Here is a 22,820-nt window from a genome sequence, read left to right on the forward strand (position 1 = left end):
TGAAAGGATATTCAAAATAATCTTTGAACAGGAAGAATATTAAATGACGGATTTGATAATAAACGATATGGATGTTGAAGTGGTTCAGAAGAATATTAAAAATGTTCATTTAAGTGTAAATCCCCCCATTGGCCATGTTCGGGTCTCTGCTCCAGAGCAGATGCCCCTTGATGCAATTAAAGCTTATGTACTTTCTAAACTAAATTGGATTAGAAAGCAGCAAAATAAATATCAATCACAAAAACGTGAGACTCGGAGAGAATATATTGAAAAGGAAACCCACTACTATAATGGCAAGAGTTACTTACTAAAAGTTACCGAGTTGGATTCTTCTCCGAAAGTAAAGTTGCACCATTCTCAGATTGAGTTAGAAGTTCGCCCCGGCTCAAGCAGAGAAATGAAACAAGAGACTTTAGAGAGGTGGTACAGGCATCAATTAAAATTAAAACTTGCCGAGCTCATACCTTTGTGGGAAAAAAAACTCAATGTTTCAGTTTCATCATTCATTGTTCGTAAGATGAAGACAAAATGGGGAAGTTGCTCACCTCAAAAAGGTACTATTAGAATTAATCTCGAGCTAGCAAAAAAGCCAGTTGAATTCCTCGAATATATTGTTGTTCATGAGATGGTTCATCTAATAGAGCCATCTCATAACAACCATTTTATAAATTTGATGGACAACTATTTACCCAAATGGCGGTTTTACCGGGATGAGCTTAATCAACTTCCCACTTGTTATGCAGACTGGAAAAGTTAATCAAAAATCGTATACGTTTTTTATTATCCATTCACTCACACGCAACCTTAGTTTGATACATTCTTAAATACTAATGCAGAGGTTGCGGCATTCCTTTTTAAAAACATACAGATTATGGCTGCGAAGACAAGAATAAATACCAGCCATGATGGTGATGAAGCAATGCTTGTTTTTTTGACCAAAATTAACGAAATCAATGGTGCTAATCCAGCTGATAAACTAGCGGCTGTTGAGTACAAAATTGACAAAACAGTACAGCGTAATTTAATAGGAAACATCTCTGATAATATTACTGGAACCGTTGCATAATAAGCCCCTGCTGGAATTGCAATTAATGTCTGTCCTAGTAAAAGATTAAAAATATCATGATTAGACAGTGCATAAAAAAATGGCTGAGAAAGGATTAAGAAACCAAAACTAGCAAAGATAACAATTTTTCTCGATTGATTTTATCAGATAATTTTCCAACTAAAGGAAATACTGCCAATAAAACAACTAATGATAATATGTTCGACAGGATAATTTCATGATCTTGAAAATTTCCATATAAATGAGCTTGCATAGGACCATAAATGTAAATCTGGAAAGTAGTTGTTACCCCTAAGCAACTTAAAACGAATACATATAGGGATTGAATTTTATTATTTTTGATAAAGTTGATGGATTCTGAAAACAAGCTCTTAAATTTCGGTTTTGGTCTTTCTGCATAGTACATAATATATTCCATACTTTCAGGAATACATAAACGAATGTATAAACCAATGGAAGAACCCAATAGCGCAAGAACAAAGGGTACACGCCAGATTAGCCAATCGTGTTCAGGATAGTGAGTGGTGAAATAAGTAACTATCAATGCTACCATTGAAGCCACCAGCATACCTGACATGGCTCCAAAGGAAGCCCAGCTACCTGAATATCCTTTTTTTGATGTTTCTGCATTCTCAACCAGGTATGCTGAGGAATTCAGATATTCTGCACCGCAGGAAAAGCTCTGGATAATTCTTAGTACTAATAAAGTAATAACTGAAAAAACACCTATAGTACTGTGAGGAGGGATGAATCCAATAAATGTAGTTGATACACCCATTGATAGTATTGAGCCTGCCAGGATAATTTTTCTACCATAAATATCAGATAGTAAACCCATAATCATAGCCCCTATAGGCCTGGCTAAGTATCCAGCAAAGAAGGTAAGAAATACTAGAAATAAACCTTTTGAAGCATCACCAATCAAGTATTTGGCAATGTAGACTGAGAGTAGACCACAAATAGCCATATCAAAAGACTCTATTAAATTACCTAAAGTGCCTGCCAGTATGATTCGGGTTTGGTGTTTCATCCTATTATCCTTTGCTTTGCATTTCCGATAAGGTAGTGAGTGATTCTTGATCTTCCACTCGGTCTAAAAATAAAAATCCATCCAGGTGATCAATTTCATGCTGAAGAATACGGGCTTCTAAGCCGGAAGCTTTTTTGGTAATTCTATTTCCATCCATATCAAAGCCGGAATATTCAATTTCCATGGCTCTTGGAACCTCGCCCATTATTTCGCCGCAATTAAGGCAACCCTCATGACCAGTTTGAATTTCCTTAGATAGGATCTTTAAGGAAGGATTAATTAAAGCTGTATCAGGAATAGGGTATTCAGGTTTTCTCCGTTTGGTATACGCAGTACTAAATACAATAACACGTTTACTGATCCCAATTTGGGGTGCAGCCACACCCACAGCACCTTTGTCAGCCATGATGCCGAACATGGTCTTAATCAATTCTTTTAACCAGCTGCTACCAAATTCTGATTCAGCGATTGGCTCAGCGGTTTGTCGTAATATGGGATCATCTTTATCCAGGAGTATGTTCATAGGTCACCTGATTGTTAATTATTAATTCCAGTTTGGGCTTAGCTATCGTGTAAGGCTGTTTGTCAGGAAAGGTTAAATAGTCTTGAATTTGTCTTAACGCATATTTCCCCATGGCCACTAGTTTTTCACAATGGGTTGAGATTTTATTTTGGATGCAAGGAGTTATCCGTTTTAGTCCGAAAGAAAAGACAGCTTTATAAGAATCATATTCAGTCGGAATGGAAATGCCAGTAATAAGTCCTGGCTCTATTTGCTTGTATTGTTTGATTACCTCTATACATCCCATATGAGGAAGTTCGCTCCATAGTTTAGGCTTATCCTGGCTAAAAAAGCTGGATTGATAGCAGCCGTCAAGCAGCCAAAGGTTCTTCTCAATTAAATTCTGTTCTATGGATGGTTTAGAGGATAGGAAAAAGATTTGGCCTGTTTGGTTAATAAGAGCAATCGAAATGTAGTCTGTTTCTACTTGCCCTAGTACATCAGAGAACACCTTGCGCATGGGGACAAAGTGTTCAAAGAGAAATTCTTTGGCTTTGGGGTGAAGCGTTACTTCCACAGCTGTTACATCCTTATTTACAAACTTCTTAAACTGCATGACTATGTTTTTTTCTATTTTCCTCATAGGAAGAAATTGAGCCAAGAGCCAAGTCAATGATTTTTAGTAAATTATTCTCCGAAGTGTCAATTGCTTTGACTTCTTTGATCAATCCTAACACAAAATCGGCGTAATCGTCATTATTCCCATGTGAGGCAGGGTATAAATGATGGCTTTGTTTCAAGATGTAATGAAGCAGTGTTTCATCGACTTCATTCTTCTTTGGCATGGCATGTCCTTCTTCACCAAAGAGTAACCAGCCAGGATTTATTTGAAGATGAAAAGCTAGTTGCTTCACTTTTTCATAGTCTGGTAAAGCATCTCCTCTTATGTAACGGCGGCATATTTGTTCAGATGCACCAGTAAACTCAGCCAGGGTCTTAATGCAGATCCCATTTGGTGATCGAGAGGCTGTATATCCTCTATCTTTGAGGGTGCTAATCAAGCGGTTGGCAAACGATTGATAGGGTCCCTTACTCATAAAATTATCCTTGTAATAGAACGTCATAAAAAAATTATCATATAAAATGATATCATTCAATATCATATCGTATCTTAATGTAAATTTCTTTAAAACACGTATTGATAATAAAGTTAATATCGTTTTAATATAAGTTTCGTCAAATGATGCTAAATGTTAATTTGACGTGAATTGGACTTTAGTACACATGATTTACAGGAGTATTTTTCATGTCCCATGATTATAAAGTAGGTATTTACAAGGGGATTATTCAGTATTTGCTAGATGCAACTAATTATTCGTTGCAGCGAATTGCTAACTTATCTAACTCTCCAATTGCATATTTGCAATTGATTTATCACCATAACCGATTACCTCAAAATAGAAACGTTGAGCTGAATTTGCTGAAACTATTCGTTCTGTTTATCGATATGGAAATTAAACGAGAGCGGTCAGCTGAGAAGTTTTTACTCGCTGAGATGGGTTAAGGGGGCAATATGCAGGTTTATGATAATAAAATGCCAAAACAGATTTTGTTTATTACTGATTTAGAGGAGCTTCTTGGTCGTAACCGGTTGACTTTAAGGCGTTGGTGGACTAGCGGGAAGTTTCCACAACCCGTTAAACTAAATGGCACAACACTGGCGTGGCACTCTGAAACAGTTAGTCATTGGATTCAACAAAACATGCGTTTATCTTAGCATAATAGCCCATATAATGTGGGCTATTGAACTTCTCTCCACAATGGATGATCTATCCAGTTCCTTGGAATTCCCATGCTTTCATTAGCCCAATTGTATTTTTCAACAATTGGCTGAATAAGTTTCTCAGATGATATTGCCCAATCTATGCCATTACCAGCTGTGGTTAGTAATTTTTTGATGATCAACAAGATAATATATGAGCGATCATTTCTTGGTGTAATAGGAGGTAGCCACAATTCATTAATCGCATCAATTTTGGGTTTAATGGCTAAATCTTTATTCCAAAGACGGCTATGATGAGCACATATATTTCTTACATAAGTTAGAAAGTATAGCCAATTGGCTAAAGTTTTTGGATGTAACTTATAACCTTCAGCAATTATCCTTTTGTCTTCATTTTTTAGCCCTTTAAATAAGACAGACAATGAACCAAAGGATAAAACCTCTATTGCCATCCATACTGGTAAGTTAGGATAACCCAAATATTTATTTTTATAATGCTCAATAAAGTATTCTCTGGAGCGTTCTATCTCGTTATTAATTTGTGTTAACCATGAACTATGTTCAAATTGCTGATGGAAATTTTGAGGATTCGACAAAGCAAATGGCCCATAACTATGAGCAAGGTGGTAAGCAATACTGGTTCTTACTGAAATTTCAATTCGCTCTAACCCATCCATTATCAACAATCTTAGTTTACGATCGAACTCATAGAGATCTATGACGTTTTCAAATGTAACCTTATCTTGAAATTGTTCAGTGATATTGCCTGATATATCCGAACGTTTAAATGGCAAGCAGTAGGCACTAAGCCGATAATAGTTGGTATTTGAAAGGCTTTGCAGCGCAGAAGGCCAATTATTTATAATAAGGCCTTTTGCTTGAAGTTTTTCCAGTTGAGCTTGGAAACTTAGTGCTGTCTTTTGATATTTAATGAGAGGATTATTCATAGCGATACGCATAAAAAAACCGCCAAGGTTACGCAAGGACTTACGTCCTCTAGGCGTGGCGGTTGTGTTAAGTTAATTATAGAGCAGTTCATAGGACTTTTTCAATCCTTTAATGAGATTAAACTTGCGATATGCTTTGCCCAGGCATCCAATGCTTCTTTGCGTTGGGGTAACATTTCATTTTTATTATAGGTAGCCATGATGCGAGGCATTTTGTGGCCAAGGCATTTTTCAATCACTACAGGATCAATATTAAGAGACTCGCCCAATTGTGTGGCAAAGGTTCTCCTTAAATCATGGGCAGTCCATTCAGGAATACCCACCCGAATCTGGATTCTTTTAATTGCACGGGGAAGGGCATCTTTAGACATAGGGACATCATTCGTTATACCTGGAATTACAAAAGGAGAGCAAGATTGCTCTTTAAATTGAAGAAGTAATTTTTTTGTAAGCTCACTCAAGTGTATTTTTACAGTTATTCCTCCTTTTGAATGCTCGGGAGGAATTGTCCATAAAGATTGTTCAAAATCAAATTGATGCCATTGGGCAAGTCTGATTTCACCTGTTCTAACACCAGTTAATATAATAATTTTAATGGCTAACCGGGCTGATCCAGACATTTGGCATAGATCACTTTCAAGGAATTTCCAGATAGTTTTTATTTCTTCGGGCAATAGTACTCGCTCCCGGGGCTTTTCCATACCGCCGATATCACGTGATCGTATATTGGTAGCCGGATTATATTGAATATAGCCGCGACTCACAGCATAGTTTAGAACTTGTTTAATAGTGCTAAGAATACGATTAGCGTGAATGGGTGCTCCTCGTTGTACTATTTTGTCGAGGGCGATTGTAATGTCTTTGGTTTGTAACTTATCAAGTACTGTATCGCCGAGTAAAGGGATTATCTCTGAATCAATCTGATATTTGATAGGACGGGGTTGCTTTCTATTTTTAACAGCATAATTTTCGTACCAAGACTGTATTAATTTTGAAAAGGTATTATCTTCTTTTAATTTTTCTAATTTGGTATGTTCTATAGGATTAATCCCTTGCTCTTTTAAGGATTGAGCTTTAATAAGGAACTCACGAGCCTGCTTAAGGCTAATGGCAGGGTATTTCCCTAAACTCATTTTTTGTCGTTTTCCACCCATACTAAAACGGTAAAACCAAGACTTGTTACCGCTAGGCATTACTCTAACACCTAATCCAGAAGATTCTATTTTTTCAAACCAAGTGGTTTCTGGTGCGAGATTTTTAATGTAGCTGTCGATAAATTTCATCTACACAGTCCTTTGTAATTTGGTACCATTTTTGGTACCAATATTTATGTATAGGTATATTATCAAATGATACTAATTGAATTCATAAAATTCAATAATTTCTTATAAATAAAGGGTTTCTAGCGTTTTTTGAAATTAAATGATATTATTTGATATCGATATGATAAAGTTTCGTAATCAAAAGGTCGTGTGTGCGATTCACATCAGCGGCATTTTAAAATCAATTAGTTATTAAGTTTTTAAATATTATTTTCTTTGCGTGTCGAATATGTGTCGAAGTTTTAAATATGTTAAAAGGATTTAAAATGTTTAAAGAGATTGAAAATAATTTAACTTATGGCATGGTTTGGTTTTTAACACTGTCTTTTTCTTTCTTAATAACGACGATAGGAATATTAGTGGTTACATATGCCTATGTTATTTTTCATTCAAAACATATCAATTCAAAATTGTCAGTTGGTAATGTTTCAGCTGAAATTAGTAATTTTCAGAACGACATTGATACAGCAATGAATACAAATAATGCCTTGTTGAAGCAAAATAACCAATTATTAGAAACAGTGGAGCAATTTCCGGAATTAATGACAGGAAATAATTTTGCTGTAGATAAAAGCCTTTCTAAGGACGAAATTAATAAATTAACTAAAGGAATTCGAGATCAATTAAAGTTATTAGAAAGCCAAAAAAATAGCTTAAATCTATTGAATCAAAATTTATCTAAGTTCAAAACTAAAGTCGGTAAAGAAGAAGCAGTGAGCGAATAAGTATAAATAGTTAGGTTTTGTAATAGTTCAAGGCTTATAGAATTCTAATATTTTAATGAGGATGTATTGCGGCAGAAAAGCCTGACGAACAGTTAGAGGTAATTTGGTTATAAAATTTATCAGTTTTCCATATATTGCATAATCTGTAGGAATAACAATAAATTTTTATATCTTGTTCTTCTAAGCATCGAAGCGTTTTTAGTTCTTTAGCCGCTTCTTTTGCTAAATCATCTAAGTGAGTTTTATTTGTGGCATCAATTCCAATATAAATATTTTTGGTTCGGGAGTTAATAATTCTTCTCCACAAGTGAATATCATTACCCAGCTCTATATGCTTTTTACAATTATCAAGCACATTACAACCATATATTACGATGTTGCCTGATGTAGTTAGAATTTTATCATAGCCTTTTTCAAGATATGCGTTAGCATATATATTCTTGACTTTATCATAGCTTGTTGCATCAAATACTAGCAAATTTTCAAAACTGGAATAATCCCTCTGTAATAATTCTTTAAGCTCAAGTAAATCTATGGCTTTTACTTCATCTCTAACAATTTTATAAGCTTTTGCTTTATCTTGTAGGAGATGTAATGCTCCATGTAAAAAAAATAAATTTGGCATGTTATTAGTACCCGCATGTCCATATAAATTTTTTATAAGCTGTTTATGTTCATCAATAGGTTTATACTCATCTTTAGATGAAAAACCATCTCTAAATTTACCTTTGAAATGTTTTCCATACTTATTAAAATCACCTAATAATTCTTTATTATTTAACAACCAATATAAAATTAAATCATAATTTATAGTAAATATTCTTTCAAAAAACTCCAGATTTTGTTTACATGCCTCTAAATAAGGTTCATTTTCTTCAATAAAAATATCTCTATAACTTGGATGAAAATCCTTATTAGTCATGACTGTAATTACTAGTTGTTTTAACAAGTTTAAACTTTCTATAATTTCATTTTGATAATTTGGTTTACAGTCACAATAGCTAGTTGAACAAAAGCATAGGCACTGAGGGGCGTTTTTTAAAATAGCTAGTAATACTTCGAGATCCTCTGTTTTAGAGTCTTTATCGACATTTGCTTGTTCTAGAAATGATTTTAAATTTGGATAATCCGCTGATAATTCTTTTACCTTGGTAAGAATATCTTTATAGCCAAATTGTAGATGTATGTGAGAGCATTCTTTAAGAGCAAGGTTAAAACCATTACCTATTATTATGGTTGGTTCGTATGTGTTCATTATCAATTCCATTTCATAAGAACTTACTAATAATAGTTTAGTTTATATAAGCTCAACCTTACAAGTTTAGCTAGTATAGCCCGTTTGCAAGCAAACGGGATTTAACTAGAACTTATTCATAGGAATAGATATGAGGTTGTAAAAGTTCAACTAGGTGGAGTCTATCAATAGTTCCTGATGCCGCTTTTTCGATAATATCTGGTAATTCACTATTCTCTTCTAGTGCATAACCATTCAAATCAAGAAAATAAGTAGCGCTTAAAAAGGCGGTTCGTTTGTTACCATCAGGAAAAGCATGTGCTTTAGCAATGCCGATGATATAAATAGCAGATAACTCGATAATATTATTGATATTTTCATAATGATGATATTGTTCAGCACGTTTAAGTGCTGACTCAAGCTTACCTATATCAGTAACAGAAGCACTAGATAATATTTCGCTTTGAATAAATATCACATCGTCTACAGTTAAAAAAATTAATTCCATTATTTATCAGCTAGGGCTTTAATAGTCGCAGCATGTCGCTCTTTCAGTTTGGCAATTGTCTGCGCACGTTTTTTATGTTTTGCTTCTTCAAGCTGAGCCTCCGTTGGAGTACCTACTTTAGCAATGATAAAAGGCTCTTGTCCTTTGCGAGTAAAACAAATTTGTTCACCGTTAGCGATTTTTTCCATAATTTCGCATAAATGTTCGCGCATATGAGTATAAGAGACGGTTTTCATAATATTCTCGATTTTTCTGTACATGTACAGTATAGCATGAGCTCTCTTCTTATTACCAACTTACTATGACTATTATTTCCTTTTAATAAGCAAGCATAGCTCAGCAATTAACTAAAAATTTTTTATCCAAACTTTCGTAAGTTAATATTCAGTGGTACAAATGGGACAAGTGGGAAACCGTTATAATTACTGGCCTAGAGACGTTCCACTACCAAAATCGATGGTGGAACGAGTGGGACAATTAATAGTCGTCAGACCAAACTTTTTCAGTAAAGACATAACATCTTGGAATGCCGATTCCTTTAATTCTTCGTTTTTGAGAGGCTTTGCCGTCATTACCGGGGACTACCCAACCAACATTAATAAGCACTTTACTCACCATTTTAGGCTCAAATCCTTGGCAAATCTCCTTTCTGTAGACTTCGGATAAGACCATAAAAATACGAAATCCTTCATTATCTGTTCGAAAAAAACCAGCTCGGTTATAAAGGCGTTCACTATTGGGATAATTTTCATTTTCAAACCGACTTGCTCCTTCTTTTTCAAAGAATGAACGAACTTGCGATAGTATGGCTCGATCTTCTCGGTTACCATGTTCTCCAAAATCTTCTAGCCAAGCGTTAAAGCACTTTTCCACTGCTTGACAGGCTGTGCCTCGTTTCCATCCGGTTAATTCAAAATGACTCGCTATTTCCCCAGCCATGGCAACTAAAGCAAAACGTCTGGCTACTCGTTGAATTTGACCTGAGTGTTCGGGCTTAGCGACCTTTGCTACAAATTGCTGGATTTTATTGGAGAGTAGGGGGATTAATTCAGCGCGATGCTTAACTATTTTATAGAGCCATGCAATTCCAACTGCGCCATGATATTGACTGGCCGCCTCTTTTAACGCAAGTGCCATAGAAGCTGGGTTTATATGATCATGTAATTGTTCGAATAATCCCATTTGAGCACCAGCATCAGCCTCAATATCTGCCAAACGAATTTCTTGACCTGCATTGCATCGCTGACCAGCTTTTGCCATTAATGAATTTAACGATTCCTCGCCAGCGGATAAAAAGAGCAACGACCAACGCATAGATTGTCTTGCTGTACCACAACGAGAGGCGCGTGTTTTACCTTGACCATTAGCAAGTAGGTAAGCACACTCACCAGCTTCTTTGGGATCCATTTGACTCAGTTCATCCAAGATTAATAAACCATCGTTATGAAGGGCAGCCAATCCTTCCAAACCATTTGCTGTACTTCGCCACAAACGAATATAACTGTCCGGTTTACCCCAAACAGAAGCAGCTATTTTTAAAGCTGTTGTTTTGCCAGAGGAAGAGGCGCCTCTGAAATGAAATCCCCCTGAATCTTCACCAACAAGATTGGCTAGGCTTGGTGCAAATGCCGTGGAAATTGCAAATATTAAGCGCGAATTGCCATCCGCTAGTCGTGCAATAGAATTCCGCCAATCTTCAACACTTCCCGAAGTGGATAATGCGGGTTCAAGACTATTGGCATTTTGAAAAACGATTTGGTCATCAGATTTTCCGATGGCTTCATTAGCAGTAACAAATACTTCTTTATACCAGCCCAGTTTATCAACACAACGAGCACGCTCTTCAACAGGAAAGACTTGAATATAAGACGCTAACAAATCACGAGCTATTTTACTGGGTGAAATAGTCAACCCTAATCGCGCCAGCTCTCGCCTTACATCGCTGGAATCGCCTTGTAATAAAGCCAAAGGCATAGCCCATTGGTGCTTAATTCCATCATCATCTACCCATTCGAGTAATCGACCCCATTCACCACTATGGGCATCACGAGTTTTAGCGGCCACGTACAACGAAGAGCAAATCCAACGAGGAGGTAGCTCATTATTGTCTTTATCCTTACCGATAAAAATCACTCCATCAGAGGTTAATTGAAACAATCCACCTGCATAGGGAAATGATTTAATGCGTTTAGACTGTTTAAAATCTACATGATATATTTGATGTGAATTCATTTTCTATTTCTCCAACAACGTTCACCGGAAGGTGTTCCACCACCTTCCAATCAATCAACAAGACTTAAGTAAGGAAATTGCTAAACAGCCTCTTTAAGGACGTTATAAGAGCATTGTTGTTGAAGATAACCAATAATATCTGATTTGCGATATCGAACCGTACGACCAATTTTAATATAAGGCACACCCTGACCAGCCCAACGATTTCGTTCAAGTAATTGAACAGAGCAATCTAAAACTGCGGCAAGTGTATTTTGATTAAAAAGGGTGGAATCTGGAGCTGATTCAAATTCGTTGATGAGTTGTAAGCGCGATACGTTTTTTCTAGACATAGTAATACCTCGTCATTAAAAGAATTTTCAATCGGCAATAAAAATGCCGCCAAAGAGGCTTTTTCCATAAATCCATCATTTGAAAATTCCAGTAACACTGGTACTTTTCTATCCAAAAATCCATATAGCTTTATAGCCATTTTTATAAAGCTATTTAAAACAACGAATAGATTATTACGTGTTTTAAAAATTAAAGTCAACAATTGAAAACAAATTCAAAGAAATTGTAAATAAATAGACCAAAAATCCTCTAAATGTACCACACGTACCACCATTGATTTTGAATGTGGAACGCAGCTAGTCTAGTAACCATGCAGGTGTACCATTTGTACCACATGTTCCACCGGTTTAAACCAACATGTAAAACGAGGGCAACCAACTTAGGTAAGTGTAATTTGGGAAATGACTCTCAGGAACAATTGATTGTAGTTATTGAGGAAAATCCCGGATTATGACTTCGTCTAATCCGAGCCAAATGTCCTAATTAAGCAGGTATATCTGAGAGCTTTAATGTCCTTAATGCGCGATTAAAAGTAGGGGTACCCTCATCAGATGAGAGATTTGCGTCATCACTTTCTAATTTTTCTCTTGCTTCCCCATAATCAAACCATTTCACTGACGCAGTATACGCTTGGGCTTGATCCATGACTTTCACATAAGTTCTGAAATTGTTATCTCTCGATGCCAATCTTAACCCATTCAGATAATTATCACGATGGACATTAGGCATAATAATTTTGTACTGAGATTGAGATACAAGTTCGGCATTCATCATAATTCTTGATAATCTTCCATTTCCATCATCAAAAGGATGTATTTCACTAATTAAAAATTGCATAAACAGTGCTCGTTCAATACCCGGTTTAAGTAGTTTATATCGTTCAAATCCTTCCCATAATGTCCCTAGTATATCTACAGGCGATACAAAAGTAGTATTACCTGCTTTATTTTCTTTCGTCTTAAATACCCCGGGATGTTTTTCAGGCCGTTCTTTCATCATAATGGCATGTCTTTTTTGTAATATATCGATTAACTCATCCACATTTCTCGGGGTAATACTCATTTCAGAATAATCATTTGTAAGGAGAAAGTTAGATAACACATCATGGCTATCCGCATGACGGTTATTTATTTCTATCCCTTTAAATACGATGTCCTCAGCCTCATCGATAAGAAACTTTGTTCCTTCGATATAGTTGGAAAAATAGGATTCATAAAAACTCAGGTTTTTAAAAGAGGTTGAATTGTATTCATAGTCTCTTTGTAGAAGAATACATTTTTTAAGATAGACCACCAACTCATCAAAAAGTTGTATTCTATGCTCATCATAAGGTTTTTTCTGAGCTACTGCTTTTGCATAATTCGAGGATAAAGTATTTTCATTTGAATGAGTCGACAATAAAGCACTAATAATCTGATTCAGTTTTGTGTATTCCTTTTGATAACCCAATTTTTCAGCAATTTGCTTTGCTTCATCTCTAATGTGATTAAGATTATCTTCACCGCGAGTACGTAATTCCTTCGCAAGATATTTTTCGACACCTTCTGTTCCAATCGTTTTAACCCCAATATAAGAAGCACCTTTAACAGTAGTAAGGTTCTCCAGAAGAGCACGAGGTATACTGCTCTTGAATAAATTAGGTAGTATTGGTTCGATAAACTCCCTATTATTACCCTTGTACACTTTAATCGTTAGGCCAGGAAGCTCAATAGTTTTTACATAAGTGCTAATCACAAAGATAATTGCTCCATGTTTATACTGCTGGGGTTTCAATCCCAAAGCTGTGCTATAAGCAAGTATTCCATCTGATACAATGTGAGGAAGTATCTCCATCCAATGTTGAATGACTATTTTATTAACCTCAGAATTTAAGTCATCCGTATAAATGCCATGATATATCCTTCGTAGCCTTCCTTCTTGGTATTCCCTAGATAACTGATTGGCCTCTTGTTTGGTTTTTGCAGTTTTTATCATTATTTTCTCTATAGTATTTCAGATAATTAAATATGAGAGTTTAGAATAGTATAAGTTATTTTTTAGGGAGTTTAGAATATTACAACTCTATATTTAGGGAATTCAGAATATTATAATCCTATATTTGAGGATTTCAGGATATTAAAGATAGTTTTCTAGAGATTTGAGAATATTTTGAATGATGTATTTGAATTTCGATATAATCTCATTATTTCATGAAATTGTGTTTGATTAGTCAATTAGATTGTGTCAAAGGTACTTTGAGTGTTTCCACCAAAAATTCTTTGATGCATTTTATAGAGATAATTATCTGTCATGCCACTGATATAATCAGCGATAACCCTTTTTTGGTCGGCTTCTTGGGTCTGCCTGCTATATTTTTGAAATACCTCTGTCGGTAATAACATTTCAGGATTAACATCAATTGCATCAAATAGCTGCATAATTAGTACCTTCCCTCCATGAATAATTGATTTTACGTGTTGGGTTTTAATTAAATTATTGCTTACAAGTAGTTTTAGGTTTTTTATAAATTCTTCAATAGCCTCATTTTCAAATTTTACAAAATATCTAAATATAGATTCATTGAAATTACTATTTTCTTCAATATAGGTATGAATTATTGCTTCGTGAATTAATGTTCCTATAATTTTCTTTCTGGCTTTTAAATCATCTGAAAGAAGTAGTGTTGGATAATTGGTCCAATTTTGAATGAAGTTCTGATTTTCAAAAAAATTAACCAACTCATCCATACTAATTTGTCGAAAGAAAATAGCATCTTCTAAATCATGAATACTGTAAGAAATATCATCAGCAATATTCATAACGCTGCAGTCAAATGTTTTATATTTTGTTTTTTTATGATCTGGTTTTGAGGCTGGAAAAGGTCTTTGAAACTCTATTCTTTCATTATCAGTAATATAATTTAATAGATTCAGTACAGTTTGGTTGTCACTATCATAATAGCACTTTGGAGGATTCCATCTTGAATTATCTATTAAATATTCTGTAATTTCTTTTTGATCGGAGCTTCTTCGATCTAAATTAGGATATGTTTTTACATTAACCAATGCACTGTAAGAAGCGGGATACTTTAGTATTCCCAATAAAGTTCTATAAGTAAGATTTAAGGGGTCTACTTTATTAATTAGTCTTAAAGTTTGTGCGTTTCCCTCAAATCCTCCATGATTTCTCATTTTATAATTTAATGCTTGCTCTCCACCATGACCATATGGTGGGTGTCCAATGTCATGAAGTAACCCAATTGTATCGAGTAAAGTTTCTATATCTTCATTTTTTTGAGATTTTAAGAAAATAAGCTTATCTTCCAGATTTTTTTTCTTATCTTGTTCTAATCGGTATAATAGATTATTAAAAATGCTTTTTGCAATCGATGCGACCTCTATGGAATGTGTTAATCTATTTCTATGAAAGTCAGAATCCTTGCCGCTCACAATTTGAATTTTACCTTGAAGCCGGCGAAAAGAATAAGAATGAACAACTTTACATTTATCTTTTTCAAATGGAGTTCTGTGATCTAAGTTTTTTTCTGTTTCCAGTTCAAACCTAAATGTATGCCAGTTGATGCTATTCATGATTTATCATCCTTGATTAAATGAAATTATAGCACACGAAGTTTTTCCTTAGTTTTCGATTGAATTAAGCAAAGAAGTGATTATCCCGAAGAAAAGAATTTTCTAAGGGCGCAATATACATTGCTTTGCAATGTTTGAAATTTTAACAAAATTTTCGATTGGATAATAAAATAGATGGTCTTGGATTTTAAAAGAAACTACCTATTAAAATTACTATAAGGATTCTCTTAAATTCATGAAACATAAGATGGAGTATTAGTGGTAACCCCATAAAAGCCTATAATTATTTTAAATCTTATTCAGAATTAAGGGATTTATTATGAAGTTACTTTTGGATAATGTGTATTTAAATTCAGAGTTAAAAGATTTTAATTGTCCTATAAATGTAAATATTTATAAAATTTATCCAGAGTTAATTATCTCTATGACGCCTAAAAAAATGATGAAACATCAGCAGAATTCTTATGTTGGGTTTAAAAATAAGCAACCCGATTCAATTATTTTTTCTGGTGGTACTGTAGTTACTATGAATGTAAGTTACAGAAGAAAATTTATAGAAGATATCCTATTGATAGGATCGATTATTACTGGGTGGAATTGGTGTTTAAACTCAAGAAGATCGTTAGGATACTTTTGGAAACCTTGTTCTAATCTGGAAGGTTTAAATATAAGTGGAAAAAATGAAATGGAGCAGCATTTAAACATTGCAGTTAATAAGATATTAGATCCCGCTTGGCAAAAACAATATGAAAATGGATTTCATTTAAGGATGTTAATTAATCACGCAAATATTCATCATTGTGAAGGAAGGTTTTTACTCAATGTTACTCTGTGGGAATGGCTGTATCCTCATATAAAAAATCCTAAAGGGGCAACCACTCAAGATGAAACTAATAATCTTCAAGAGGTTTTTAATTTTGTTTTAAATCATTTTTGGCCGAAACAATATAAAAAACCAAATCAAAAAAATATATTTCATGTATTAAGAAATCAAATTGCACATTCTGGAAAAGTTCCTATTGATAGGTCTTATGCGGAGCAATGGATGGCTCAATTAGTTTGGGACTCAAAAAATAGAAATGATATAGATCTAAAATGTTATTTACATTTTTTTGATTTATTGACGCAAGTTGTTGTATTAAAAACCCTAGGTATTGATGCAGACAATTTGATTTAACGTAATCTTTCTTCTTTTCTCACCAATGGAAAAATATAGGCATTTGTCCTTTCAAATATATTGCTTTTAAAAAGGTGATTAATAAATCCATACTTTATTAATCACTATTGTGCTATATTTTGATTAATAAAATATGAGGTTATTAATCATGAAATGGAATTGGCAGCTTGAGAATTGGCCAAATTTTACTTGGGACTCCGATAAATTAGTTGTGTTTGAACAGTCTTTTACTGAGAACGCGGGTATTATTATTGGTTCTTCGCAACATATATCTCAAGAAGGTAAGCAAAATTTATTTATCGATTTAATGTGTACAGATGCTTTGGATAGCTCAGAAATAGAAGGAGAGCATTTAAATAGAGATAGCGTGCAATCGTCTATACAAAAAGAGTTAGGATTGTCTACGGAATCTCCTAGAGCTAGCATGGCAGAGCGTGGGATCGCTAAAATGATGGTTAATTTATATCAAACGATTTCTAGTCCACTAACACATCAAGTTTTATTTGAATGGCATCAATTTTTAATGGGTAATAGCCATCATTTAGAACATATTGGTCAATATCGTAAGCATGAAGAAGCAATGCAGATTGTTTCTGGGCCTGATTATGATCGAAAAATCCATTTTGAAGCGCCTCCTTCAAAATGTGTTCGGGCTGAAATGGATCAATTTATTAATTGGTTTGAACGGAGTTCTCTCACCGGTTCAGCTCCTTTACCCACATTAACCCGATCGGGAATAGCCCATTTATGGTTTGAGAGTATCCATCCTTTTGAAGATGGAAATGGAAGAATAGGGCGAGCTATAGCAGAAAAAGCTTTATCACAAGGATTTTCAAAACCAGTAATGACGATATTGGCAAAAATATTATTAAAAAAGAGAAAGGAATATTATCAACAGTTAGGATTAGCAAGCAAAACCTTAGACCTAACTTCTTGGTTGATATGGTTTGCTAACATCGCTCTAGAAGCGCAACAAAGCACTTATTTGTATATTGATTTTATTATTAAGAAATCTGTTATTTTAAGGGAAGCGGAAGGGAAAATTAATCCAAGGCAAGAAAAAGTTTTATTAAGATTATTTCATGCTGGGCCTGATGGATTTGTAGGTGGTTTAAGTGCTAAAAATTATATGAGCATAACAGGCGCACCGATCGCTACAACAACCAGAGATTTGAATGACTTGGTGAAAAAAAATATTCTCAAACGAACTGGCGAACTTAAAGCGACTCGTTATTTTTTAAATCTCGATAAGACTTAAATGTAAATTTTGAGATTTGGTACGCAGTGAGTACCAAATTAAAGTGTCTAGCAGTAAGTTCCAAAATGGAACTTACTGAAGTGTTTCATTTGGCCGACATTGTCCGCCAAATTGAATGTAAGGAATACAAATTTATTTTCTATGTCCAATTTGGATCCCAATGCGATCCAAATTGAAAAGGTTGGATATCAATAATATCAGCAGATCTAATAACGCCCATACACTTTAAAAAATAATCGGTAATCAATTGCATTGGTTTTCTCAACCGCTCCACATCTGTAATGATATACCCAGCGGTCACATCATTACTCATTTTATGATTCATTAACCGTTTAAGCGCATAAGCAGAAATATCCAGGCTTTCAGCAATAGTAATAAAAGTCCGTCTTAGATCATGTACAGTGAAATGCACTCCAGATGCTTGGGTTACATTAGCCATTTGTTTACGTGGCTCAATAATATGACCAGCAGCACCAGTTCCTGGGAATACATAATCGTTTATCTTCTTCTCATGACGAGCTACCAATAAATCATAGAGAAAATCAGAAAGGGGTAGGGTGTGGGATTCGTTATTTTTTGTTTTAACCACAGTAAAGGTTTTTGCTGCTAGATCGACATTTTCCCATTTTAAGGTGGCGGCTTCTTCTCTTCGTAAGCCTGTTAGTAAAACTAATAATAAGTAATCTCGTAGGGTTTCATTTTCAATATTTTTAAGAGCAGTATACCAAGCTTCTAATTCATGAGGTTTAATGTAAGTTTGTCGGCGCTCCACACGATACCATGCGCGAGTTTGTGACAGGCGTCTTACAGGGTTTTCCATAATGAGTGATTTGCCTTGTGTATCTTCATATTGACCAGCAGCAAAATTGAAGAGGGCGCGAAGTACTCGCATGGCTAGGTTGGCATAAGCCTCACCATGTTCTTTCCCAAGCTTTTCGTGGTGTTTACTAATGCGGTCTTTGGTAATAGAGAGAATAGGTTTGCTTTTCCAACTAGGAAAGGCTTTGTTAATGATATGGTTGTAGTTGCTAATAGTTTTGGGTTTTAATGTCTTTCGGGTTTTTAAGTATTCCTGAAATACTTCATTAAGCGTAATAGCACGCATAGATTCGGCTCGTTTTTCAGCAACAGGATCTTTTCCCATAGCTATTTGCCCAAGGAGCTCAGTAGCCTTCTTTCTTGCCAAATCTGGGCTAATTTCTGGATATCGACCTATAGTTATTCGATTTAGCTTTTTGTTAATGAGTTTCTCGACAAAAAATGCTTTAGTTCCACCAGAGGTTACACGAACGCCGAACCCTTTGAGATTGTCATCATAATATTTCTTCTGGGCACTTTGTCCCGCTTTAATAGGTTGGGGGATTGCTAAGCTCTCAATATTTGTTTTGTTGATTCGCATCCTGTCCTCACAATTTAATTAGCGTGTCGTAACGTGTCGAATATGTGTCGAAGAATTGGGTAAAATCGATTAAAAGAACTTATAACTTAATAATTCTTTAACTACAAGTGGTTAAAAGGATTTTAAAAGAAATTCAAAGCGTGTCGAAATGGCTAAAACCCATAATTTTCTAATTCGTAATCAAAAGTTCGTGTGTTCGATTCACATCAGCGGCATAGTATAACCAATAAGTTACTTAATTATCCTTTTCCCATTTAAAGGACAGCGGTTCTTATCCAGTTTCATTTTCGATGGAAGCCTGTTATTGTTAGATAGTGATTTAAAGTGCACTAAGAGCGTTGATATGCTTTTTTTAAAATACCTTAGGATGTATCCATGCGGACAATAAAAAAAGAGGTATTGAGTAAAGTACCTGAGGTGACTTTATTATTTTGGATTATGAAAATTGCGGCTACAACACTTGGGGAAACTGGCGGCGATGCAGTTTCCATGTCGATGAATTTAGGGTATTTTATCAGCACAGTTTTATTTGCATTCGTTTTTTGTATTGCGGTTTATGTGCAAGTAAAAGCTCGCTATTTTCACCCAGTCCTTTACTGGTTCACGATTATTGCTACAACGACAGTGGGAACTACACTGGCTGATTTTGCCGACCGGTCACTGAATATTGGCTATGCCGGTGGTTCTTTGATCTTATTATTTTTATTATTAGCCTCTTTATTCACTTGGCAAAAAACATTAGGTTCCGTTGCGATTAATACAGTAGCAACACCCAAAGAAGAAGCTTTTTACTGGACCACCATCATGTTTTCTCAAACTCTCGGCACGGCACTAGGAGATTGGACTGCAGACAGTGCTGGGTTTGGTTACACAGGCAGTGCCTTATTATTTGGTAGTATGCTTTGTTTTCTGGCATTTCTCCACTATTATACTAAGTTATCTAAAACAATACTTTTTTGGTTGGCATTTATATTAACTCGCCCATTGGGCGCCGTCCTCGGAGATTTTCTCGATAAACCGATTGCAAACGGTGGCTTGGATTTGAGTCGGTTTGCTGCGTCTGCAGTTTTATTGATTTTCATTGTAGGATGTATTTTTATTTTTTCGCATAACGCCGCTAAAAAAAACACTGAATGACTAGTTTAATAGTGTTAATGATTTTAGGTGTAGGATAGCAACTTTATGATTTTTCTTATTAATTCTTTTCTAGATAACATTAAATGTATCCTGCAAACACAACAATTGATTTATTTATAAAAAAACTAATTGCAGAATCCACTAACTCATTCAATTGGTTTCAAAGATAAAGACGTCATTAAATCCTTTTTTGATCGTCTCAAGCATTGATACAGTCAAGTCATAATCAATTTGAGGCTGGGTGCTAGAAATTGCAAGCTTATCAAATTTAAATAGATGGACTATTCTTGTACTAAAGTCACTTATTCCTCCTAATAATAAAAATAAAGTAATCATAGAGACACTAGCGATAAGCAACACCCATTTAGATAATTTCCATTCCTTGGAAATAAGTATCAAATAAAATGAAGAGTGAACTATAATGAAAATGACCTATCCCCTAAATTAGTACCACTTCTTTGATGAGATTCATTATCCTATGCCACCTTTCTTGCGTATTCAACAGGAGGCATATAATTTAGAGAGCTATGAGGTCGAACATTATTGTAGTGTTTACGCCATTGTTCAATCTCAAATCGTGCTTCCTCCATTGTTCGAAACCAGTGCTGATTAAGGCATTCATTTCTGAATTTCCCGTTTAAGCTCTCAACAAACGCATTTTGAGTTGGTTTTCCTGGTTGAATAAACCCTAAAGTGACATTCGTTTCTTTGCTCCAGAAAAACATCGCTTTACTAGTAAATTCTGTACCATTATCACAAATCACTTTAATAGGCTTATTTCTTTGCTCAATAAGTTGGTCTAAAAAGCGAGCCACTTGTTTGCCACTGATTGAGGTAGATATTAGCTGGCCAACCATTTCACGAGAATAATCATCCACTACATTCAATATTCGAAATCGTCTCCCATTGCTAAGTTGATCCGATACAAAATCCATCGACCAACGCTGGTTTGGTGCAGAAGGAACTTCCATTGGTTGGCGAGGACGAGTCAGTTTTTTCCTTTTCTTTGTTCGAACTTGAAGTCCCTCCTCAGTGTATAATCGATAAGTATGCTTCTTATTCTGAACCAAGCCTTCAGCTTTAAGTAGTCCATGAAGAATTAAATAACCATAGGCCGGATATTGTGCGGCTAAAACCTTGAGTCGTGTTCTGGCCTTCTCATCCGTACGTGGTTTACATTGATAACGAAATGCTGTGCGGCTTAATCCTGCCAGCTTGCAAGCTACTCGCTCACTCAACTTAAAGAAACATATTAGGTGCTCGATGATCGACTTTCTTGCTGCTGGCTTCACCACTTTTTTGATAATACATCCTTCATTGCCTCTAGCTCCAGGAGCTTATCTGCCAACAGTTTTTTAAGATTAACATTCTCTGATTCAAGCTCACGAAGACGCTTGGCCTCATTCACTTCAAGGCCAGCATACTTACTTCGCCAATTGTAAAATGTGCCTGACGAAATTCCATAGTCTCGACATATCTCTTCGACCTTTATACCTGCTTCATGCGATTTGATTGCTTTTATAATTTGTTCTTCTGTGTAACGCTTTTTCACTTTGAGATCTCCTTTTGGTTTAGTTTATCGGAAATCTCATCTATGTCATGGCATTATTTTTTGGGGATAGGTCAAAAACGCAAGATAATAATTATTAATTGACAGAATCGTGCTTAGAAAAAGAGTTAAAAAGAAAAGAGCAAAACCTGAAAAAATAGAAAAGCTATAGATTTTTATTAAAGAGATAAAAAGTTTTTTTATTTTGGAATGAATAATCGATACTTACTTTATTTTGATCTTTGTTCCAATATACCCCATATTTTCCTATTATTCCTAATAGGAAAATATGGAAAGCAAATAATGATAATTAGGTTGATTTAATGCGGTAATCAGTAACCATGATCCAACACTGACGGACATTGTTATACAATAAGCAAAGAAAATTCTTTTTCTACACGAGTCATTCAAATCGATAGTTCCCCCTTCATATGCAGTAATAACTTGAACGACATTGTATTTTCTAGCTATAACCCCGCAAGTGCGCTTATTTTTAAGTAATTCAACCCACATGAAAGGTGCGAACTCAAAAAGACCTATGAAACATCCAAAATAAAAAACTCCAGCTAGTGCCATGATTACTGGAAGATAAAGTATGGATTGCAAATAATGGGTAGGAAAATGTTCTATTTTAATAAAATATGCGCTAAAAATAAGGAGTCCACATAACATGGAACCAAGCTCAAGCCATACGGTCTGTCATCTATGAATATGCTAGCGGTCATTTTAAACTAACCGCTAAAGGTATTTATTTTATTGGCAATGATGAAGAAGGCAAATCCCTACCGCCCCGTTGGATTTAATTATCCTTCAATGAGTTAGTAAATTGCATAATTTGACAATAAGTTGAATAAACAACATAGCATATTGCACCAAATGAAATGGATAAACTCCCATAATACAAAATATTATTTCCTGCCGTGGAATAATGAATAACAAAATCTACGTAAAGAATTAAAACAAAATAACAAAACCAAATTATAATAATTCCTGGAGATAATGATTTTTTTAAATTGAAGTAATAACTATGCAAAGTGCTTAACAAAGCT

At 34.9% G+C, this 22,820-nt stretch carries 22 protein-coding genes and 1 pseudogene; 7 read left to right on the plus strand and 16 right to left on the minus strand.

Going from position 1 to position 22,820, the window contains the following annotated elements:
- The first annotated feature begins 43 nt into the window (after positions 1-43).
- Positions 44-757, plus strand: coding sequence for a M48 family metallopeptidase (locus EL220_RS04910; RefSeq protein WP_027270705.1), 714 nt, complete (start codon positions 44-46; stop codon positions 755-757).
- A gap of 47 nt (positions 758-804) precedes the next feature.
- Here the strand turns inward: EL220_RS04910 and EL220_RS04915 are convergent.
- The 4 genes and pseudogenes from EL220_RS04915 to EL220_RS04930 form a co-directional block, all read right to left on the minus strand.
- Positions 805-2,096, minus strand: a pseudogene (locus tag EL220_RS04915) (MFS transporter).
- Positions 2,097-2,100: 4 nt separating this feature from the next.
- Positions 2,101-2,619, minus strand: a complete 519-nt coding sequence (gene def, locus EL220_RS04920; protein WP_027270707.1) for a peptide deformylase — start codon at positions 2,617-2,619, stop codon at positions 2,101-2,103.
- Complete coding sequence (locus tag EL220_RS04925; protein WP_027270708.1) at positions 2,600-3,214, minus strand: hypothetical protein; 615 nt, start codon at positions 3,212-3,214, stop codon at positions 2,600-2,602. Before EL220_RS04925 ends, def begins: the two co-directional genes overlap by 20 nt.
- Positions 3,204-3,695, minus strand: a complete 492-nt coding sequence (locus EL220_RS04930; protein WP_027270709.1) for a helix-turn-helix transcriptional regulator — start codon at positions 3,693-3,695, stop codon at positions 3,204-3,206. The genes EL220_RS04925 and EL220_RS04930 overlap by 11 nt, the downstream gene beginning before the upstream one ends.
- A 209-nt stretch (positions 3,696-3,904) precedes the next feature.
- Between EL220_RS04930 and EL220_RS04935 the strand changes: the two genes are divergently transcribed.
- Both EL220_RS04935 and EL220_RS04940 read left to right on the plus strand, forming a co-directional pair.
- On the plus strand, positions 3,905-4,162 hold the full coding sequence (locus tag EL220_RS04935) for a hypothetical protein (RefSeq protein WP_027270710.1): 258 nt from the start codon (positions 3,905-3,907) through the stop codon (positions 4,160-4,162).
- Positions 4,163-4,171: 9 nt separating this feature from the next.
- Positions 4,172-4,375: a helix-turn-helix transcriptional regulator gene (locus EL220_RS04940; RefSeq protein WP_027270711.1), complete on the plus strand. Its 204-nt coding sequence runs from the start codon at positions 4,172-4,174 to the stop codon at positions 4,373-4,375.
- A 23-nt stretch (positions 4,376-4,398) separates the two neighbouring features.
- Here EL220_RS04940 and EL220_RS04945 read toward each other — a convergent pair whose 3' ends face one another.
- Together EL220_RS04945 and EL220_RS04950 are read right to left on the minus strand one after the other, a co-directional pair.
- Entirely contained in the window at positions 4,399-5,364 is a 966-nt protein-coding gene (locus EL220_RS04945; RefSeq protein ID WP_232002624.1) for an Abi family protein, read from the minus strand.
- Positions 5,365-5,429: 65 nt separating this feature from the next.
- On the minus strand, positions 5,430-6,611 hold the full coding sequence (locus EL220_RS04950) for a tyrosine-type recombinase/integrase (protein ID WP_027270713.1): 1,182 nt from the start codon (positions 6,609-6,611) through the stop codon (positions 5,430-5,432).
- Between the two features lie 305 nt (positions 6,612-6,916).
- Between EL220_RS04950 and EL220_RS04955 the strand changes: the two genes are divergently transcribed.
- Positions 6,917-7,375 (plus strand): hypothetical protein, encoded by a 459-nt coding sequence (locus EL220_RS04955; RefSeq protein WP_027270714.1) that lies wholly within the window; start codon positions 6,917-6,919, stop codon positions 7,373-7,375.
- A gap of 52 nt (positions 7,376-7,427) precedes the next feature.
- On the opposite strand, the gene EL220_RS04960 is transcribed toward EL220_RS04955, so the two are convergent.
- The 7 genes from EL220_RS04960 to EL220_RS04990 form a co-directional block, all read right to left on the minus strand.
- Positions 7,428-8,630 carry a DUF4917 family protein gene (locus EL220_RS04960; protein WP_027270715.1) on the minus strand — a complete coding sequence of 401 codons (1,203 nt, stop codon included), beginning with the start codon at positions 8,628-8,630 and terminating at the stop codon, positions 7,428-7,430.
- A gap of 112 nt (positions 8,631-8,742) precedes the next feature.
- A complete protein-coding gene (locus tag EL220_RS04965; protein WP_027270716.1) occupies positions 8,743-9,117 on the minus strand; it encodes a type II toxin-antitoxin system death-on-curing family toxin in 375 nt (124 codons plus the stop codon).
- Positions 9,117-9,353: a hypothetical protein gene (locus EL220_RS04970; RefSeq protein ID WP_027270717.1), complete on the minus strand. Its 237-nt coding sequence runs from the start codon at positions 9,351-9,353 to the stop codon at positions 9,117-9,119. Before EL220_RS04970 ends, EL220_RS04965 begins: the two co-directional genes overlap by 1 nt.
- A 241-nt stretch (positions 9,354-9,594) precedes the next feature.
- Positions 9,595-11,349, minus strand: coding sequence for a DUF927 domain-containing protein (locus tag EL220_RS04975; RefSeq protein ID WP_027270718.1), 1,755 nt, complete (start codon positions 11,347-11,349; stop codon positions 9,595-9,597).
- Between the two features lie 80 nt (positions 11,350-11,429).
- Positions 11,430-11,681, minus strand: coding sequence for a helix-turn-helix transcriptional regulator (locus EL220_RS04980; protein ID WP_027270719.1), 252 nt, complete (start codon positions 11,679-11,681; stop codon positions 11,430-11,432).
- Positions 11,682-12,165: 484 nt separating this feature from the next.
- A complete protein-coding gene (locus EL220_RS04985; protein ID WP_051544722.1) occupies positions 12,166-13,656 on the minus strand; it encodes a Fic family protein in 1,491 nt (496 codons plus the stop codon).
- Positions 13,657-13,895: 239 nt separating this feature from the next.
- Positions 13,896-15,251 carry an anti-phage deoxyguanosine triphosphatase gene (locus EL220_RS04990; RefSeq protein WP_027270721.1) on the minus strand — a complete coding sequence of 452 codons (1,356 nt, stop codon included), beginning with the start codon at positions 15,249-15,251 and terminating at the stop codon, positions 13,896-13,898.
- Positions 15,252-15,570: 319 nt separating this feature from the next.
- Here EL220_RS04990 and EL220_RS04995 point away from each other — a divergent pair, with 319 nt between their 5' ends.
- Together EL220_RS04995 and EL220_RS05000 are read left to right on the plus strand one after the other, a co-directional pair.
- Positions 15,571-16,428 carry a hypothetical protein gene (locus EL220_RS04995; protein ID WP_027270722.1) on the plus strand — a complete coding sequence of 286 codons (858 nt, stop codon included), beginning with the start codon at positions 15,571-15,573 and terminating at the stop codon, positions 16,426-16,428.
- Positions 16,429-16,576: 148 nt separating this feature from the next.
- Complete coding sequence (locus EL220_RS05000; protein ID WP_027270723.1) at positions 16,577-17,686, plus strand: Fic family protein; 1,110 nt, start codon at positions 16,577-16,579, stop codon at positions 17,684-17,686.
- A gap of 139 nt (positions 17,687-17,825) precedes the next feature.
- On the opposite strand, the gene EL220_RS05005 is transcribed toward EL220_RS05000, so the two are convergent.
- Positions 17,826-19,085 carry a tyrosine-type recombinase/integrase gene (locus tag EL220_RS05005; protein WP_027270724.1) on the minus strand — a complete coding sequence of 420 codons (1,260 nt, stop codon included), beginning with the start codon at positions 19,083-19,085 and terminating at the stop codon, positions 17,826-17,828.
- Between the two features lie 375 nt (positions 19,086-19,460).
- On the opposite strand from EL220_RS05005, the gene EL220_RS05010 reads away from it, so the two are divergent.
- Positions 19,461-20,222 (plus strand): COG4705 family protein, encoded by a 762-nt coding sequence (locus EL220_RS05010; protein WP_027270725.1) that lies wholly within the window; start codon positions 19,461-19,463, stop codon positions 20,220-20,222.
- Between the two features lie 476 nt (positions 20,223-20,698).
- Here the strand turns inward: EL220_RS05010 and EL220_RS05020 are convergent.
- Both EL220_RS05020 and EL220_RS05025 read right to left on the minus strand, forming a co-directional pair.
- Positions 20,699-21,774, minus strand: a protein-coding gene (locus EL220_RS05020) for an IS3 family transposase (protein WP_128130830.1) whose coding sequence is annotated in 2 segments (ribosomal slippage) — positions 20,699-21,525 and positions 21,525-21,774 — 1,077 coding nt in all. Because the reading frame shifts where the segments join, the coding sequence is not laid out codon by codon here.
- A gap of 273 nt (positions 21,775-22,047) precedes the next feature.
- The gene (locus tag EL220_RS05025; protein ID WP_027272408.1) at positions 22,048-22,443 is read right to left on the minus strand and encodes a hypothetical protein; all 396 of its coding nucleotides are present in this window, start codon (positions 22,441-22,443) and stop codon (positions 22,048-22,050) included.
- Positions 22,444-22,820: the final 377 nt, after the last annotated feature.

The sequence above is a fragment of the Legionella sainthelensi genome, assembly GCF_900637685.1.
Lineage (GTDB): Bacteria > Pseudomonadota > Gammaproteobacteria > Legionellales > Legionellaceae > Legionella > Legionella sainthelensi.